Here is a 15,606-nt window from a genome sequence, read left to right on the forward strand (position 1 = left end):
TGATGCGGAATGAAAGATAGAGGGCGCAAATAAACCGGGCGAAGTCAGGCATGGACGCGTAAACGCCGGACGATCCTAGGACAATTCTTTCCCCAACCGTCCGGCGAGATCCTGCACGAACTGCCAGGCGACGCGACCAGAGCGCGCGCCCCGCGTGATCGACCACTCCAGCGCCTCGGCGCGGATCGTCGCCTCGAGCGCGTTAAGGCCGAAATGGTCGGCGTAGCCGAAGACCATCGCCAGATAGTCGTCCTGGCTGCAATTGTGAAAGCCGATCCAAAGTCCAAAGCGATCGGAGAGCGAGATTTTCTCCTCGATGACCTCGCCGGGATGGATGGCGGTGGCGCTCTCATTTTCCATCATGTCGCGCGGCAACAGATGGCGGCGATTCGACGTGGCGTAAAACAGCACATTGTCCGGCCGTCCTTCGACGCCGCCTTCGAGAGCGGTCTTGAGCGCCTTGTAGCTCGTCTCCGCGCCGTCAAACGACAGGTCGTCGCAAAAGACGATGAAACGGAACGACGCCTGCGCCAGGGCGCCGAGCAGCGCCGGCAGCGCTTCAATATCCTCGCGGTGGATTTCGATGAGTTTCAGCCCCGTCTCGGCGATCGCGCCGTGCACGGATTTCACCAGCGAAGATTTGCCCATGCCGCGCGCGCCCCACATCAGCGCGTTGTTGGCGGGAAGCCCCTGCGCGAACCGGCTGGTGTTGGCGAGAAGCATGTCGCGCTGACGGTCGACGCCCTTGAGCAGCGCCAGATCGACGCGATTGACCCGGCTGACGGGATGGAACGCCTCGCCGGCGGCGCGCCAGACGAACGCCTCGGCGGCGGAGAAATCCGGCGCGGACGGCTGCGGCGGCGCCAGGCGCTCCAGCGCCCCGGCGATGCGGGCGAGCAGCTGCGCGACATCCTCTTGCGACATGAAATCTTTCTCTTCATTGGCGCCACGCTCCCTCGTCCTTCGAGACGCGTGCTCCGCACGCGCCTCAGGATGAGGGAGCTTGTTGTGCGCTGCTTCACTCAGCATCAAGACCACAATGACGCCGTGAAGCCTGTTCCTTCTGCGGAACCAAGGATCCTCATCCTGAGGAGGCTCCGCAGGAGCCGTCTCGAAAGACGAGGGTCCGGCTCCTTTTTCCGTTGACGATCGCCCGTCGACTCTCAAAGCTGATTTACCGCATAGCCGGATTTATATCCCGGCGCAAAACCGCTCTCGACGCCCTGAAAGGCAAATCAATTTGACGTCGGACGCCAATGCCCTTCTCGACCGCGCCAAGGTCTTCATCGCGACTCTCGACGCCGAGAAGGCCGAAGCGGCGCTGGCGCGCGTTCTCGAAAAAGACGGCGCGGCCGATGGCGCGCTCGCGGCGCTGTTGCGGGATCGGCCGAAAGCGCGCGATCTGCTGCTCGGCGTGTTCGGCTCTTCGCCCTATCTGACCGACCTTTCCGCCCGCGATCCGGCGCGGCTCGCGCGCATCCTTGCGAGCGATCCCGCGCAGCGCATTGAAGCGCTGATCGAAGAAACGCGAAACATCGAAACCCAAGACGAAGCCGAGCTGATGCGCCTCTTGCGCCTCACGAAGCAGGACGCCGCGCTCGTCATCGCCCTCGCCGATCTTGCCAAAGTCTGGGACATGCCGGAGGCGACGCGGGCGCTCACGCGGATCGCCGACGCCACCCTTTCCGCCGCCATTCGCTTCACCCTGCGCGCCGCGGCGTTCGCCGGCAAGATCGAACTCGCCGATCAGCGCGATCCGGAACGCGGTTCCGGATGGATTTTTCTTGGCATGGGCAAGGGCGGCGCCTTTGAGCTGAATTACTCCTCCGACATCGATCTCATCGTCTTCTTCGACCGTTCACGCGCGCGACTCGCCGACCCGTCGGAGGATGTGGATTTTTTCGTCAGACTGACGAAACGGATCGTGCGGATCATGAGCGAGCGCACCGCCGACGGCTATGTGTTTCGCACCGATTTGCGGCTGCGTCCCGATCCGGGCGCGACGCCGATCGCCATCCCGCTCGAAGCGGCGCTCAGCTATTACGAAAGCATGGGCCAGAACTGGGAACGCGCCGCCTATATCAAGGCGCGGCCCGTGGCGGGCGACATTTTCGCCGGCGAGCAATTCCTGCAGGAGCTCGCGCCCTTCGTCTGGCGCAAATATTTCGACTTCGCCGCGATCGCCGACGTGCATTCCATCAAACGGCAGATCCACGCCCATAAGGGACACGGCGCGATCGCCGTCGTCGGCCACAACATCAAACTGGGACGCGGCGGCATTCGCGAGATCGAGTTCTTCGTGCAGACGCAGCAGCTCATCACCGGCGGCCGCGATCGGCGCCTGCGCGGGCGCTCGACGCTGGCGATGCTCGACCAGCTCGTCGAGAGCGGCTGGGTGGCGCGCGAGGCGCGCGACGATCTGCGCGAAGCCTATCTCTTTCTGCGCGACGTCGAGCATCGCATCCAGATGGTCGCCGATGAGCAGAAACACACGCTGCCCGAGACTGAAGACGGCGTCGCCGTCATCGGCCGCATGATGGGCTTTGCGGGCTACGCCGATTTCGCCGAAGCGCTGCTGAAGCGGCTCGACGTGGTGCAGAGCCATTATGCGAAGCTTTTCGAAAGCGCGCCGCAGCTGACATCGTCTGCCGGCAATCTCGTCTTCACCGGCGACGACGACGATCCGGAAACGATCGAGACGCTCGCCAATATGGGCTTCGCCAACCCCAAGACGGTGACCGCGACTATCCGAGGCTGGCATTTCGGCCGCTACGCCGCGACGCGTTCGACGATCGCACGCGAACGACTGACGGAGCTGACGCCCATCCTGCTCGAGGCCATCGCCGCGACGGAGAACGCCGACGCCGCCTTTCTCGCCTTCGACAGGCTCATCTCGAAACTGCCGGCGGGGGTGCAGCTCTTTTCCCTTTTGGTTTCGCAGCCGCGACTTCTCAAACTCCTCGCCGCGATTACGGGCGGGGCGCCCAAGCTCGCCGAAACGATCTCCAGGCGCCCGCGCGTGCTCGACGCGCTGATGGAGCCCGCCTTTTTCGAGACGGCGCCGACGCAAAGCGAATTGGAGGAGCGCCTCGCCGGGCAATTCGCCGAAGCGCGCTCTTATGAAGACGCGCTCGACCGCGCCCGCATCTTCGGACAGGAGCAGAAATTCCTCATCGGCGTGCGCATCCTGACGGGCTCACTGTCGGTAGCGGAAGCCGGCTTCGCCTATACGCGGCTCGCCGAAACGCTGATCGCCCGGCTCTTCGCGCGCGTCTGCGAGGAATTCGCCAAAACGCATGGAACGATCGATGGCGGCGCGTGCGCGGTCGTCGCCATGGGCAAGCTTGGCGGATGCGAGATGACGGCCGCGTCCGATCTCGATCTGATGCTACTCTATGACGCCGACCCGCTGGCGGAATCACAGGGCGGCGGACGGCCGATTTCAACGCAGCAATATTACGGCCGCCTCACGCAGAGGCTGATCAGCGCCCTCTCCGCTCCCACGGCCGAAGGCCTGCTCTATGAGGTGGATTTTCGTTTGCGCCCGTCCGGCAACAGCGGGCCGCTCGCCGTAAGTCTCGCCGCCTTTTCGGACTATCAGGCGAATGAAGCGTGGACATGGGAGCACATGGCCTTGACCCGCGCGCGCGTCGTCGCGGGTCCTGAGCCGTTCACACAACGGGTCGAAGCGGCGATCCAAGTGGCGCTGACGCAACCTCGCGATGCGCAAAAACTCAAGGACGACGTCTTGTCCATGCGCCGGCGGATCGAAAAGGAAAAGGGCTCGACGAGCCCCTGGGAGGTTAAGCAAGTCCCCGGCGGATTGATCGACATCGAGTTCATCGCGCAATATTTGATGCTGCTGCATGGCCCACAGCATCCTGAGCTTTTTTCAACGAACGCCACGCTCGCCCTGCAGCGTGTAAAAGACGCCGGGTTTCTCGACTCGGGCGCGGCGGACGCGCTGACGGAGGCTTCAAAGCTCTATCAAGGGCTGACGCAATTGCTGCGGCTCGCCATCGACGAGGCTTTCCGTCCCGCTGACGCGCCGCGCGGATTGACGGAGCTGTTGCTGCGCGTCGGCGACGCGCCAGATCTTTCCAACCTCGAAGCCCTGCTCGCCGACACGCAGAAGCGAACCCGGGAAATTTTCACGAGCGTCGTCGGCGAAGTGGCCGAGCGCCCTATTTCGGCCTAGCCGGGAGTTGTCAGAACCGGCTCCTCGGGCATAGATACGCCGGATTCCTCGCGCAGGAGCATTTCCCGCCGGCGGCGACGGCCGCTTTTGTTCAGGGCCGCCCTGGCCTCTTTTTGGAGCACATCATGTCTCACGCCCGCAAGAATGCGCGTTCTCTCGCCCGCGCCGCGCTCGGAGCGACCGCGCTCGCCGCCCTGCTGGCGATGAGCGCCGTCGGCGCGACATCTGCGGTCGCGAAAACCCTCGCCAAGGTCAATGGCGTCGAGATCACCGACGAGGACCTGAAGCTTGCGATGGAGGATCTTGGCGCCGCCATTCCGCGTCAGCTCGAAGGAAAGGCGCGCGAAACCTATGTGCTCGACTTCCTGATCGACGAGCAGCTCGTCGTACAGAAGGCGCAGGCCGACAAGCTCGCCGAGACGCCGGAATTCGCCAAGAAGCTCGCCTATCTGCGCGACAAGGCGCTGATGGAGACGTTGCTCGGCGACGTCGCCAAGAACGCGGCGACTGAAGCGGCCGTCAAGCAGACCTATGATGAAGCGGCGAAGAACCAGAAGCCCGAAACGGAATATCACGCGCACCATATTCTGGTGCCGACCGAAGAAGAGGCGAAGGCCGCGCTGAAGCGCGTCAAGGCCGGCGAGGATTTCGGCAAGGTCGCGACCGAACTTTCCAAGGACCCCGGCGCCAAGGGCGGCGACCTCGGCTGGTTCACGAAAGACCGCATGGTGCCGGAGTTCGGCGACGCAGCGGCGAAGATGGAGCCGGGTCAGGTCTCCGATCCGATCAAGACGCAATTCGGCTGGCACATCATCAAGCTCGACGAGAAGCGCCCGAAAGTCTTTCCGCCGCTCAATGAGGTGAAGGATCAGGTCGCCCGCTATGTCGTGCAGAAAGCGCAGAGCGAACTCGTCATGAAATTGCGCGAGGGCGCCAAGATCGAACGTTCCGACGCGCCCGCCGAGGGCGCGCCCGGCGCCAAGCCGGCGGCCCCGACGCAAAAGCCGGCTGACGCCAAGAAGAAGTAAGTAGCGCCGAGCCCCTCGCCCTCCCCCTTGATGGGGAGGGCGAAACGCAAGCGTTTGGGGGACGCTCACCCGCGTGTACGACGGCGCAACTCTCCCCCTCAAGGGGACAGTGAATTGCGCGAGACCGCCCCAAGTCAGCCTTGACGCGGAGTTGTCGCGCCGGGCACATCGGCGCAGGTCCACTCCGATTGACAAGGCTCCGCTATGGCTCATGACGCTCCTGTCTCGCCGCTCGCGCCGAAATCCGCGCCCGAAATCCCGCCGCTCGAGGGCGTGCGCTTCGGCGTCGGCGCCGCGGGCGTGCGCTACGCCGGGCGCACCGATGTGATGCTGGCGTTGCTCGACGCGCGAACGACGGTCGCGGGCGTCTTCACCAAATCCAAATGTCCCTCGGCGCCGGTGGACTGGTGCCGCGACCGGCTGAAGGGCGGCAAGGCGCGCGCCTTGCTCGTCAATTCAGGGAACGCCAACGCTTTCACCGGCAAGACCGGCGCCCAGGCGGCCAAATTCTCGGCGAAGCTCGCCGCCGCGGCGACCGGCGCGCCCGAACGCCAGATTTTTCTGGCGTCCACGGGGGTCATCGGCGAACCGCTCGATGCGCATAAATTCGATGGCGTGCTTGAGAAGCTCGCGCAGGAAGCGCGCCCCGACGGCTGGTTGGACGCCGCGCGCGCCATCATGACGACCGACACCTATCCGAAGCTCTCCACCCGAAGTGCGACGATCGCCGGCGTCGAAGTGACGATCAGCGGCTTCGCCAAGGGCGCGGGCATGATCGCGCCGGATATGGCGACGATGCTCGCCTTCGTCTTCACCGACGCCGCCGTCGGCGCCGAGGCGCTGCAGGCGATGCTCGAGAGCGGCGTTAAGGGAAGCTTCAACGCCATCACGGTCGACGGCGACACGTCGACCTCGGACACGCTGCTGCTCTTCGCCACCGGCGCGGCGAAGAAACGCGGCGCGCCGAAGATCGACAAGGCGAGCGACAAGCGGCTGATCGAATTCAAGCGTGCGCTCGACGCCGTGCTGCTCGATCTCGCCCATCAAGTGGTGAGGGACGGCGAAGGCGCGCGCAAATTCGTTGAAGTGACGGTGACGGGCGCCGACAGCGCCAAGGCGGCGAAGCGCGTCGCCTTCTCCATCGCCAATTCGCCGCTTGTGAAGACGGCGATCGCCGGCGAGGACGCCAATTGGGGCCGCATCGTCATGGCGGTCGGCAAGGCCGGCGAGAAGGCCGATCGCGACAGGCTGGCGATCTGGTTCGGCGGCGTGCGCGTCGCTCACAAGGGGGTGCGCGACCCCGACTATGACGAAGCAGAAGTTTCGCAGATCATGAAGCGGGACGACATCGTCATCAACGTCGATCTTGGACTCGGCAAAGGCGCCGCGACGGTATGGACCTGCGATCTCACCAAGGACTATGTCGCGATCAACGGCGATTACAGAAGCTGATCGCCGGATGATCCTCCCGGGCGCAATGGCGATCATGATTCCCGACCTCGCGCCGGCGACTGCGGCTGAGCGGTCGCTGTGCGTCGCAGTCGTCAGAACGATGCATGACGTGCTAGATTGCCTCGTCGCCGCCGAAGCCGCCTCGCCGGTCTGATCCGCGGGCGCGCGGCGTCGGCGCCGGTCAAAGTGTGCGATCTGCGTTCTCGTGGAGCGTTATTGTCATGCGTTGCGTCATGCTTCTCTTCGCCGCGCCGCTCATACTGCTCTCAGCCTGCAACGCCGGGCGCGGCCCAGCCCCCGGCGTCGGCTTCGATCCGTCGCAGGCGAATTACATCAGGGCGCCCGGCAGGGGCGTCATCGCCGGACAGGCCTTTCTGCGCGACGCCTCGGGATCGAACGTGCGCTACGCCGCCGGCGAAACCGTGAGGCTGATACCGGCCACGACCTATGCGCAGACTCGCATCAAGAATTTTTACGGCTCGGTGAAATTCCTGCCGGCCGCGTCAATCCCGAAGGTCGAGCCAGACACGCAATACGCCTCTCTGACCCGCACGACGACGACGGAGTCAAACGGGCGATTCACCTTCGAGAATGTCGCGCCCGGACGCTACTATCTCACCACCCAGCTCATCTGGAAACCGAAGGATGCGCCTACGCCTGAAGGCGGCGCGATGTATGAAGAAGTGACGCTCACCGGCAAGGAAAACGGCCCGGTGAAAGTCGTTCTCTCCGGCAATTGAGCGCGCCCGTGACTCTATTGCTCGTCGTGGCGGCGGCGCTCGTCGACGCCGACAATCGCGTGCTGATCGCGCAACGTCCCGAAGGCAAGCAGCTCGCCGGCCTGTGGGAATTTCCCGGCGGCAAGCTACATCCCGGCGAGCGGCCGGAAGACGCTCTCGCGCGCGAACTCGAAGAAGAACTCGGCGTGCGGGTCTGCGCGCCCTGCCTCGCGCCGTTGACGTTCGCGAGCCACGCCTATGACGACTTCCATCTTCTGATGCCGCTCTACGTCTGCCGTAAGTGGGAGGGCATTATTTCGCCGACGGAAGGCCAGGCGGTGAAATGGGCGCGGGCGCGCGATCTGCGCAACTATCCGATGCCGCCCGCCGACGCGCCGCTGATTGGTCCGCTGATCGATCTGCTGGGCTGAGCGGACAGCCGGCTGACCGAAATTTTTTTAACGTTGTTATGAGCTGAAGGACTTCCTGATCATGATCATTGAAGGCGCTGCGCATACAGAAAGCTCCAACCGTCGCGCGCGCTACGCGGCGGGAAAGACTCTGCGCAAGATCGTCCCGCGCGAGTCGCTGGCGGACTTTACGCCCGCCCCAAACCGGAATGCGGCGGCGATCATCGCCGAGACCGAGCGCGATCGGATCCAATTCTTGCTTCAGCTTCGCCGTAAATCCATGGCGGCGTCGCCGCATGCTTTTCTACGCGGCGCCGCCGATGTCATGGCCGCCGATCTTTCGGCGCAGCCGGCCCCAGGAATTCGCGCGCAGGTCTGCGGCGACTGTCATCTCATGAATTTCGGCGCCTTCGTGTCGCCGGAAGGACATCCGCTCTTCGATCTGAATGATTTCGACGAGACGCTGCCCGATGTCGATGTCACGGTCGATGTGCGCCGCTTCGCGACAAGCGTCGTCGTCGCAGCGCTTTGCGCAGGCAAAAGCGAGCGAGCCTCAAGATCAACGGCGCGGGCCGCCCTTAAGGCCTATCGCAGGGCCGTGACAGAACTCGCCGCCGTGTCGCCGCTCCAGGCCTGGAACACGCGCGTGCCGCTACGCGACGTCCTCGCGGAGCTCCGTAACCGAGTTCTTTCCGCCGTTGCACACGCCGCTCAGTCGGCGCGTGGGGACGAAGACGACCATGCCGACGACTTTCCGAAGATTTCGAAGGGAGCAAACGGCGACTTGCGAATCGAGGATAGGCCGCCGCGGCTCTTTCACTTCGACGAAGGCGTCGCCAACCAATTCGATGTCAACGGGCTCATCGCCGCCGCCTTCGCGAATTTGCCGCCGCACGTCGCCGCTTTATTGGGCCGCTACCGTTTGTGCGACATCGCTTTCAAAGCCGTCGGCGTCGGCAGCCTCGGAACCTATTGCACGATCGCGCTGTTTATGAGCCCGGACGACGAGCCCCTGTACATCCAGGTGAAAGAAGCAAAGCGGTCCGTGCTGGAGCGCTTTGGCCTTGGCGTCTGGCCCGGCGTTCAGGGCGAGCGCGTCGTCAGAGGCCAACGCATGATGCAGGCGGCAACCGACGTTTTTCTCGGTCCGACGCGCGACCCGGCTTCGCAGCGAGAATTCTACATGCGTCAGCTGAAGACGCGCCGTCTCGGCGATCTTACCGAATTACTGCAACGCCACGACTTACTGGATTACGCCAAACTATGCGGACGCACCTTGGCGCGCGCGCATGCGCGTTCCACCGATGCGGCGGCTCTCGCGGGCTATATGGGGAAGAGCGAAGCGTTCGACGACGCGCTCGCGTCCTTCGCGATGCTCTATGCGCAGCAAAACGCTAAGGACTACGAAGCATTCTGTAAGCAGGGAGGCGCTAAGCCTGATCGTCCCTGACGGTCGCGTAGCTCGCCGGGATCGACAGAGTCCAAATCAATCCGTCGGGCGGAAAATTCAGCGTCGCCGTCCCATCCAGCGCCTGTGCGACAAGTCGCTTGATGACCTTATGGCCGAAGCCTTCGCGCGGCGGCATCGCCACCGCCGGGCCGCCGCTCTCGCGCCATTCGATATTGAGCCGACCGTCTTCGAAGCGCCATGTCAGCGAGACGGCGCCGTCCGGCCGTGACAGGCCGCCAAAGCTTAGCGCGTTTGTGGCGAGTTCATGCAAGGCGAGGCCGATGTTCTGCGCCGCCTCCGGCTTCAGCATGATTTTCGGGCCATCGATCGTCGCGCGCGACGTCACGTCGCCCTGCGGCACGTCCATGCAATAGGCGAGTTGAGCGCGCACCAATTCGCGCATCGAGGCGCCGCGCCAATCCTGCGACACGAGCAGATCATGCGCCATCGACAGCGCCTGCAGGCGGGCGCCGAATTTGCGCTGAAAATCTTCGACGGAGGGCGAACCGGCGGCCGTCTGCCGCGACATCGCCTGCACCACGGCGAGCAGGTTCTTCGAGCGATGCACGAGTTCGCGCAGCAGCACGCGCACATGCTGCTCGCGCTGCTTGCGCGGCGTGATGTCGCGCGCGGTGCCGAGAATGCGGACCGCGCGGCCTTCGTCGAAAAAAGTACGGCCGCGCACCGAGACCCAGCGCTCGATGCGGTCGGTCTGACCGATGACGCGATATTCGATCTCGTAATCGCCCTCGTGGGTGGGATCGAGCGCGACGCCGACAGCCTCTTTCGTACGCTTCTTATCCTGCGGATGCAGCGCGCTGCGGAAGATTTCGAAACTTGCCGGAACCCCCTCGGGAAGGCCCCACAAGCGGCGCACGCGCTCGTCGATATGCACTTCGCCGGTCAGGAGGTTCCAGTCCCAGATGCCGGTGCGCCCGGCGTCGAGCGCGAGCTGCATCCGCTCCAGGGCGAAGGCCTGCTCGTCGCAGACGGATCGCGGGGGGCGCGCATCCTCGGTCGTTGGGCGAATTTCCGTGTCGGTCACGCGGCGCCTATCGTCGTGGGAGGACGACACCATACTCCCAGACGCGTCCAGGCGCGAGCGGTTAGATATCGACCAGTTCCGTCGCGAACGCGGCGCGCTCCTGAATGAAGGCGAAGCGCGCTTCCGGCCTGTTGCCCATCAGCCGCTCGACGCAGTCCGCGGTCTCCTCGCGATCTTCCGGCTCGACGACGACTTTGAGGAGCGTGCGCTTGCTCGGATCCATTGTCGTTTCCTTGAGCTGAGCCGCGCTCATCTCGCCAAGCCCCTTGAAGCGGCCGGTCTCGATTTTTCCCTTCCCGGTCAGTTCCTTGGCGATCAATTCCTCGCGATGTTCATTGTCGCGCGCATAGACGGTCTTCGCGCCTTGCGTCAGCTTATAGAGCGGCGGCTGCGCCAGATAGAGATGGCCGTTCTCGATGAGGCGCGGCATCTGCCGATAGAAGAAGGTGATGAGCAGCGACGCGATATGCGCGCCGTCGACGTCGGCGTCGGTCATCACGATCACCTTCTCGTAGCGCAGATCCTCGTCGCGGTAATGCGCGCCCAGTCCGCAGCCGAGCGCCTGGGTCAGATCGGCGAGCTGCTGATTGGCGAGGAGCTTGTCCTTCGTCGCCGAGGCGACATTCAAAATCTTGCCACGCAGCGGCAAAATGGCCTGCGTCGTGCGGTTGCGCGCCTCCTTCGCCGAGCCGCCGGCGGAGTCGCCTTCGACGATGAACAGCTCCGAGCCCTGCGCCGAATTATTCGTGCAGTCGACGAGCTTGCCGGGCAGCCGCAGCTTGCGGGTCGCGGTCTTGCGGGCGATGTCCTTCTCGGCGCGCCGGCGCAGGCGCTCCTCGGCGCGCTCAACGGCGAAATCCAAGAGCTTATTGGCCTGCGAGGGGGCGCCGGCGAGCCAATGGTCGAAGGCGTCCCGCACCGCGCTCTCGACGATGCGCGCCGCCTCGGCGCTCATCAGCCGGCTTTTGTTCTGGCCCTGAAACTCCGGCTCGCGCATGAAGACCGAGATCATCGCGGCCGACTGGCCCATGAGATCGTCGGCGGTAATGTCCTTGGCGCGCTTCGCCTGTCCGACGCGTTCGGCGTGATCCTTGAGCGCCTTCAGGAGCGCGGCGCGAAACCCCGCCTCATGCGTGCCGCCGTCGGGCGTCGGAATCGTGTTGCAATAGGAATGGACGAAGCCGTCATCCTCGGCGAGCCAGGAGACCGCCCATTCCAGCGAACCATGGCCGCCTTCGCGCGTGATCTTGCCGACGAAGGGCTGATCGGCGACGAGTTCCTTGCCATGGATTTCACGCGCCAGATAATCCTTCAAGCCGCCGGGAAAGCGCAGCACCGCCTCAGGCGGCGTGTCCGCGCCGGGGTCGATCAGCGTAGGATCGCAGCGCCAGCGAATTTCGACGCCGCCGAAGAGATAGGCCTTGGAGCGCGACATGCGGAAGAGCCGCGCCGGCTTCCAATGCGCGCCCGCGCCGAAAATCTGCGCGTCGGGCTTGAAGCGCACCTTGGTGCCGCGCCGGTTGTTGACGCGGCCGAGCGTCTTGAGCTTGCCGAGCGGCAGGCCCCGCGAAAACTCCTGGCCGTAAAGCTGCCCGGCGATCGCCACCTCGACGTCGAGCTTTTCGGACAGCGCATTGACGACGGAGACGCCGACGCCGTGCAGACCGCCGGAGGTCTGATAGGCGCCTGAATCGAACTTGCCGCCCGCGTGGAGCGTGGTCATCACCACTTCCAGCGCCGATTTCTTGGGAAATTTCGGATGGGACTCGACCGGAATGCCGCGGCCGTTGTCGTTGACCGTGAGCCAGCCGTCAGTTTCCAGCGTCACTTCGATGAAGGTCGCATGGCCGGCCACGGCCTCGTCCATGGCGTTGTCCAGCACCTCGGCGAAGAGGTGATGCATCGCCGCCTCGTCGGTGCCGCCGATATACATGCCGGGGCGCCGGCGGACGGGCTCGAGCCCCTCCAGCACTTCGATCGAGGCGGCGGAATATTCCGCCGGCCCGCGCTTTGGGGCGGGTTTCGACGCGGGCGCCTTGCGCGGCGCGCCGCTGAACAGATCGGGTTTTGAAGCCATGGGCGATCTTAGCGCGATTCGCGACAGTGTGGGCCGGTTCGGCGCAAGCGTCCTCGCCTGGCCGACATAGGGAGTTCACAAAAAAGGCAGACAGCGCTTCGGCTTGTCGCACAGGCGGCGCTGAGGCATGCTCGGACTTGGCTAAATACTCACTTAAGGATTTTTGCTCAACCGAAAAATTGGAGCTAATCCATGCCGCACGACAAACAATTAGCGGTGTACGAGGTCACCCCACCACCTGCCGCCAGGGCCTTCACGCCCGCTTTCTTCGTCGAAAGCACGGCGCCCGATAATATCGACGACAAGGAAAGCGCGCCGTCAACTCCTGAAAATTGCGAACCTTCAGAGATCGATAAGATCGTCAAGGTATTGAGCAAACAGGAGAGCCCTAAACTCTTGATTACCGTCCACGGCTTCAACACGCCGCGAAAGAAAGTTCTCGAAACCTTCAAAGAATCTTTCATCGCGTTGAACGACGACGACGCGCTCAAGAACCGCGGCCTCGTTTGCATCGGTTATCGTTGGCCGTCAGAGGCGATGGGAACCCCTTGGCGAAGCGGTTTGAACGCTGCGCCATTGTTCCTCCTCGGCATTCTCTTCGTCTCACTCGCCGCCGTATATCTCGTGAACTTCTCTTTCGAGATTTGCGACTGGTGGAAGCTGGCGCGCGTCGTCGTTACGGCTGTGACTGCGGCGATGGCCATAATTCCCCTCACCCTTTTTGGCTTGCGGCTCATCGTCTATTTTCGTGACGGCTTTCGAGCGACGAATTACGGCGTGCCCGATCTCGTCAATCTTATTCGCGAGATCGACGACAGGCTTCCCAAACGACCGAGCGATGACCCCGACGATCTTGTCGGAAGGGTCGACCTTTCCTTTATCGGCCACAGCATGGGCGGCTTCGTCGTCACCAACGCCGTGCGCATTCTCTCCGACGTGTTTTCCCCACTCGCGATCGCCGCCATGCGCCACGGCCCAGAGACGCTCGGAAGCGAAGAGGAGCGCGGGCGGCGGGAGCTCAGATCGAAGATTGGAGAGAATTTTATATTGCGCCGCCTGGTTCTCATCTCGCCCGACATTCCATCGGAGGTGCTGCTGCTCGGCCGCAGCAATGCGTTGCATTCATCGTTGATCCGCTTTCAGGAGGCGCATCTTTTCTCCAACGAAGGCGACGAAGTTTTACGCGACATTTCGACGACGGCGAATTTCTTCTCGTTGCCGACGAAGAGCCGCAGGTTCGGCTATCGCCTCGGCAATGTCGGCGTGCTGACCGGCTGGGGACTTTCCGAACAGCTGACGCTCGGCAATCTGCGCGTCGGCGCGCGCACCCTTTACGAGCTTTACGCTGAACTCGACGCCATGCAGTCGGAAGAGTCATTCGCGCAGCGGCTGACCTATTTCGACTGCACTGACAGCATCGACGCCGAGGGACATGGGGTGGTGACGGACGCTGCGCCCGGCACGCCGCCGAACTTATCCTGGCTTGGACATCTGCGCCTGCTGTGGGTCTATGTCAGAGGCGAGGTTGACGTCCACTCCGGCTATTTCCTGAAGCCCAGCCTCGTGCGCGAACTGATTTATCGCTTCGCCGCCATCGGATTTGGCGACGCCGAGAGGCTTTACGGCGGCCTCGCAGCGTTGAGCGCGGAATGTGAAAAATATCAGATCAAGGCGCTGAAAGCGGGTGAGCGCAGCGTCGCCGCCGCCGCGGCGGAAGACGCGAAAGCGGCCGTGTCGCCATGATCGGCCTCATCGTCGCGCTCTTCAGCGTGCTGCTGCCGCTGGCGCATCTGGCGCTAAGCAGAGTCCCAAGGACTCGCGCACGCGTCGTTCGCCTGCTGCTGCTGTACGCGCTGGTTCTCGACGTCGGCGTCATCGGCCTGCCGCTCGGCTTCGTCCCGCATGTCTTCTTCGCCGATGAGACCGCGCGCAGCATCGGCTGGGCGCCAGGCAGCCCGTTCCAATTCGAAGTCGGCGTTCACGACGGCGCCTGGGGCGTTCTCGGTTTTCTCTGCATTTGGATCCGCGGCGCCTTTTGGCTCGCCACCGGGCTTGGATGGTCGTTGTTCATGCTCGGGGCGACCTACGGCCACATCGAGCAGACGCTTCGCGCCGGGGACTATGCGCCCTACAACTTTTTGACGATCTTCTCCGATGGCTTTATCGCGCTCTGGTTGCTCCTGCTGCTTTACCTTCGCCATCGATGGGACGCGGAGAAAGGCTAGGCGCAGATGAAAGGCCGCGCGGATTCACGCATGCGGCGACCGAATGCCGTCGGAGGGTGAGATGGAAACGAAGCTCGATGAAATCGCCGAGCGCATCTATCGTCTGTCGACGTTCGCGCCGGAGATCGCGGCGCCCGCCGGCTTCACCTTTAACCAGTTCCTTATCGACGCCGACGAGCCGCTGCTGTTTCACTGCGGGCCGCGTTCGCTGTTTCCGTGCGTCTCGAAGGCTTTGGCCGCGATCATGCCGATCGAACGGTTGCGCTGGATTTCCTTCGGCCATGTCGAAGCCGATGAATGCGGCGCGATGAATCTCTGGCTCGCCGCTGCGCCGCAGGCGCAAGTGGTTCATGGCCAGACCGCCTGCATGGTGTCGCTCAACGATCTCGCCGACCGGCCGCCGCGCGCCCTTGCGAATGGCGAAATCATGGACATCGGCGGAAGGCGCGTGCGCTACATCGATACGCCGCATGTGCCGCATGCGTGGGAATCGGGGCTGATCTATGAGGAGACGACCCGCACGCTGTTCTGCGGCGATCTCCTCACGCAGATCGGTCAAGGACCGGCCCTCACGACGGAGAGCGTGCTTGAAGCCGCAATCGCGGCGGAAAACGCCTTTCAGGCCACGGCGCTGACGCCGATGACAGGACCGACGATCCGCATGCTCGCGGCGCTGGAGCCGCGCCGCCTCGCCGTGATGCACGGCTCGAGTTTTGAAGGCGACTGCGCCGCCCTGCTCTCGCAGCTTGCGGACTTTTATGAAGCGGCGCTCGCGGCGAAGCGACAAACCTCTCCTTGAAGGCAACCGTCATGGCCGGGCGAAGACCTTCGTTGGCGCACCGAACCGTCATGGCCGGGCTTGTCCCGGCCATCCACGTGTCGACATTGCGTGCGCCTTGCAACCGTTGCGTAACGTCCCGGCGTGGATGCCCGCGACAAGCGCGGGCATGACGCGGAGAGTCTGCGTCAGCGGCTTCGGCGGATATTGCCAGCCTAACGCGA

At 63.9% G+C, this 15,606-nt stretch carries 13 protein-coding genes; 10 read left to right on the forward strand and 3 right to left on the reverse strand.

Going from position 1 to position 15,606, the window contains the following annotated elements:
- Positions 1-75 precede the first annotated feature (75 nt).
- Positions 76-924 carry an ATP-binding protein gene (locus ACR65T_RS08835; protein ID WP_434496133.1) on the reverse strand — a complete coding sequence of 283 codons (849 nt, stop codon included), beginning with the start codon at positions 922-924 and terminating at the stop codon, positions 76-78.
- Positions 925-1,240: 316 nt separating this feature from the next.
- Between ACR65T_RS08835 and ACR65T_RS08840 the strand changes: the two genes are divergently transcribed.
- The 7 genes from ACR65T_RS08840 to ACR65T_RS08870 all read left to right on the forward strand — a co-directional run bounded on the left by ACR65T_RS08840 (position 1,241) and on the right by ACR65T_RS08870 (position 9,257).
- Positions 1,241-4,198, forward strand: coding sequence for a bifunctional [glutamine synthetase] adenylyltransferase/[glutamine synthetase]-adenylyl-L-tyrosine phosphorylase (locus tag ACR65T_RS08840; RefSeq protein ID WP_434496134.1), 2,958 nt, complete (start codon positions 1,241-1,243; stop codon positions 4,196-4,198).
- 125 nt (positions 4,199-4,323) lie between these two features.
- Complete coding sequence (locus tag ACR65T_RS08845; RefSeq protein WP_175093639.1) at positions 4,324-5,226, forward strand: peptidylprolyl isomerase; 903 nt, start codon at positions 4,324-4,326, stop codon at positions 5,224-5,226.
- Positions 5,227-5,430: 204 nt separating this feature from the next.
- The gene (gene argJ / locus ACR65T_RS08850; protein ID WP_434496135.1) at positions 5,431-6,678 is read left to right on the forward strand and encodes a bifunctional glutamate N-acetyltransferase/amino-acid acetyltransferase ArgJ; all 1,248 of its coding nucleotides are present in this window, start codon (positions 5,431-5,433) and stop codon (positions 6,676-6,678) included.
- A 7-nt stretch (positions 6,679-6,685) separates the two neighbouring features.
- A complete protein-coding gene (locus ACR65T_RS08855; protein ID WP_434496136.1) occupies positions 6,686-6,832 on the forward strand; it encodes a hypothetical protein in 147 nt (48 codons plus the stop codon).
- A gap of 67 nt (positions 6,833-6,899) precedes the next feature.
- Positions 6,900-7,418, forward strand: a complete 519-nt coding sequence (locus ACR65T_RS08860) for a carboxypeptidase regulatory-like domain-containing protein (protein WP_434496137.1) — start codon at positions 6,900-6,902, stop codon at positions 7,416-7,418.
- 17 nt (positions 7,419-7,435) lie between these two features.
- Positions 7,436-7,828, forward strand: coding sequence for a (deoxy)nucleoside triphosphate pyrophosphohydrolase (locus tag ACR65T_RS08865; RefSeq protein ID WP_434496191.1), 393 nt, complete (start codon positions 7,436-7,438; stop codon positions 7,826-7,828).
- A gap of 61 nt (positions 7,829-7,889) precedes the next feature.
- Positions 7,890-9,257, forward strand: coding sequence for a DUF2252 domain-containing protein (locus ACR65T_RS08870; protein WP_434496138.1), 1,368 nt, complete (start codon positions 7,890-7,892; stop codon positions 9,255-9,257).
- On the opposite strand, the gene ACR65T_RS08875 is transcribed toward ACR65T_RS08870, so the two are convergent.
- Positions 9,238-10,302, reverse strand: coding sequence for a sensor histidine kinase (locus ACR65T_RS08875; RefSeq protein WP_434496139.1), 1,065 nt, complete (start codon positions 10,300-10,302; stop codon positions 9,238-9,240). The genes ACR65T_RS08870 and ACR65T_RS08875 overlap by 20 nt on opposite strands.
- A gap of 61 nt (positions 10,303-10,363) precedes the next feature.
- Positions 10,364-12,379, reverse strand: a complete 2,016-nt coding sequence (gene parE, locus ACR65T_RS08880) for a DNA topoisomerase IV subunit B (protein WP_434496140.1) — start codon at positions 12,377-12,379, stop codon at positions 10,364-10,366.
- Positions 12,380-12,571: 192 nt separating this feature from the next.
- Between parE and ACR65T_RS08885 the strand changes: the two genes are divergently transcribed.
- The 3 genes from ACR65T_RS08885 to ACR65T_RS08895 all read left to right on the forward strand — a co-directional run bounded on the left by ACR65T_RS08885 (position 12,572) and on the right by ACR65T_RS08895 (position 15,403).
- Positions 12,572-14,122, forward strand: a complete 1,551-nt coding sequence (locus ACR65T_RS08885; protein WP_434496141.1) for a hypothetical protein — start codon at positions 12,572-12,574, stop codon at positions 14,120-14,122.
- Positions 14,119-14,604, forward strand: coding sequence for a DUF6790 family protein (locus ACR65T_RS08890; protein WP_434496142.1), 486 nt, complete (start codon positions 14,119-14,121; stop codon positions 14,602-14,604). Before ACR65T_RS08885 ends, ACR65T_RS08890 begins: the two co-directional genes overlap by 4 nt.
- A 61-nt stretch (positions 14,605-14,665) precedes the next feature.
- Positions 14,666-15,403: an MBL fold metallo-hydrolase gene (locus tag ACR65T_RS08895; protein WP_434496143.1), complete on the forward strand. Its 738-nt coding sequence runs from the start codon at positions 14,666-14,668 to the stop codon at positions 15,401-15,403.
- Positions 15,404-15,606: the final 203 nt, after the last annotated feature.

This window comes from Methylocystis sp. (genome assembly GCF_051061285.1).
Lineage (GTDB): Bacteria > Pseudomonadota > Alphaproteobacteria > Rhizobiales > Beijerinckiaceae > Methylocystis.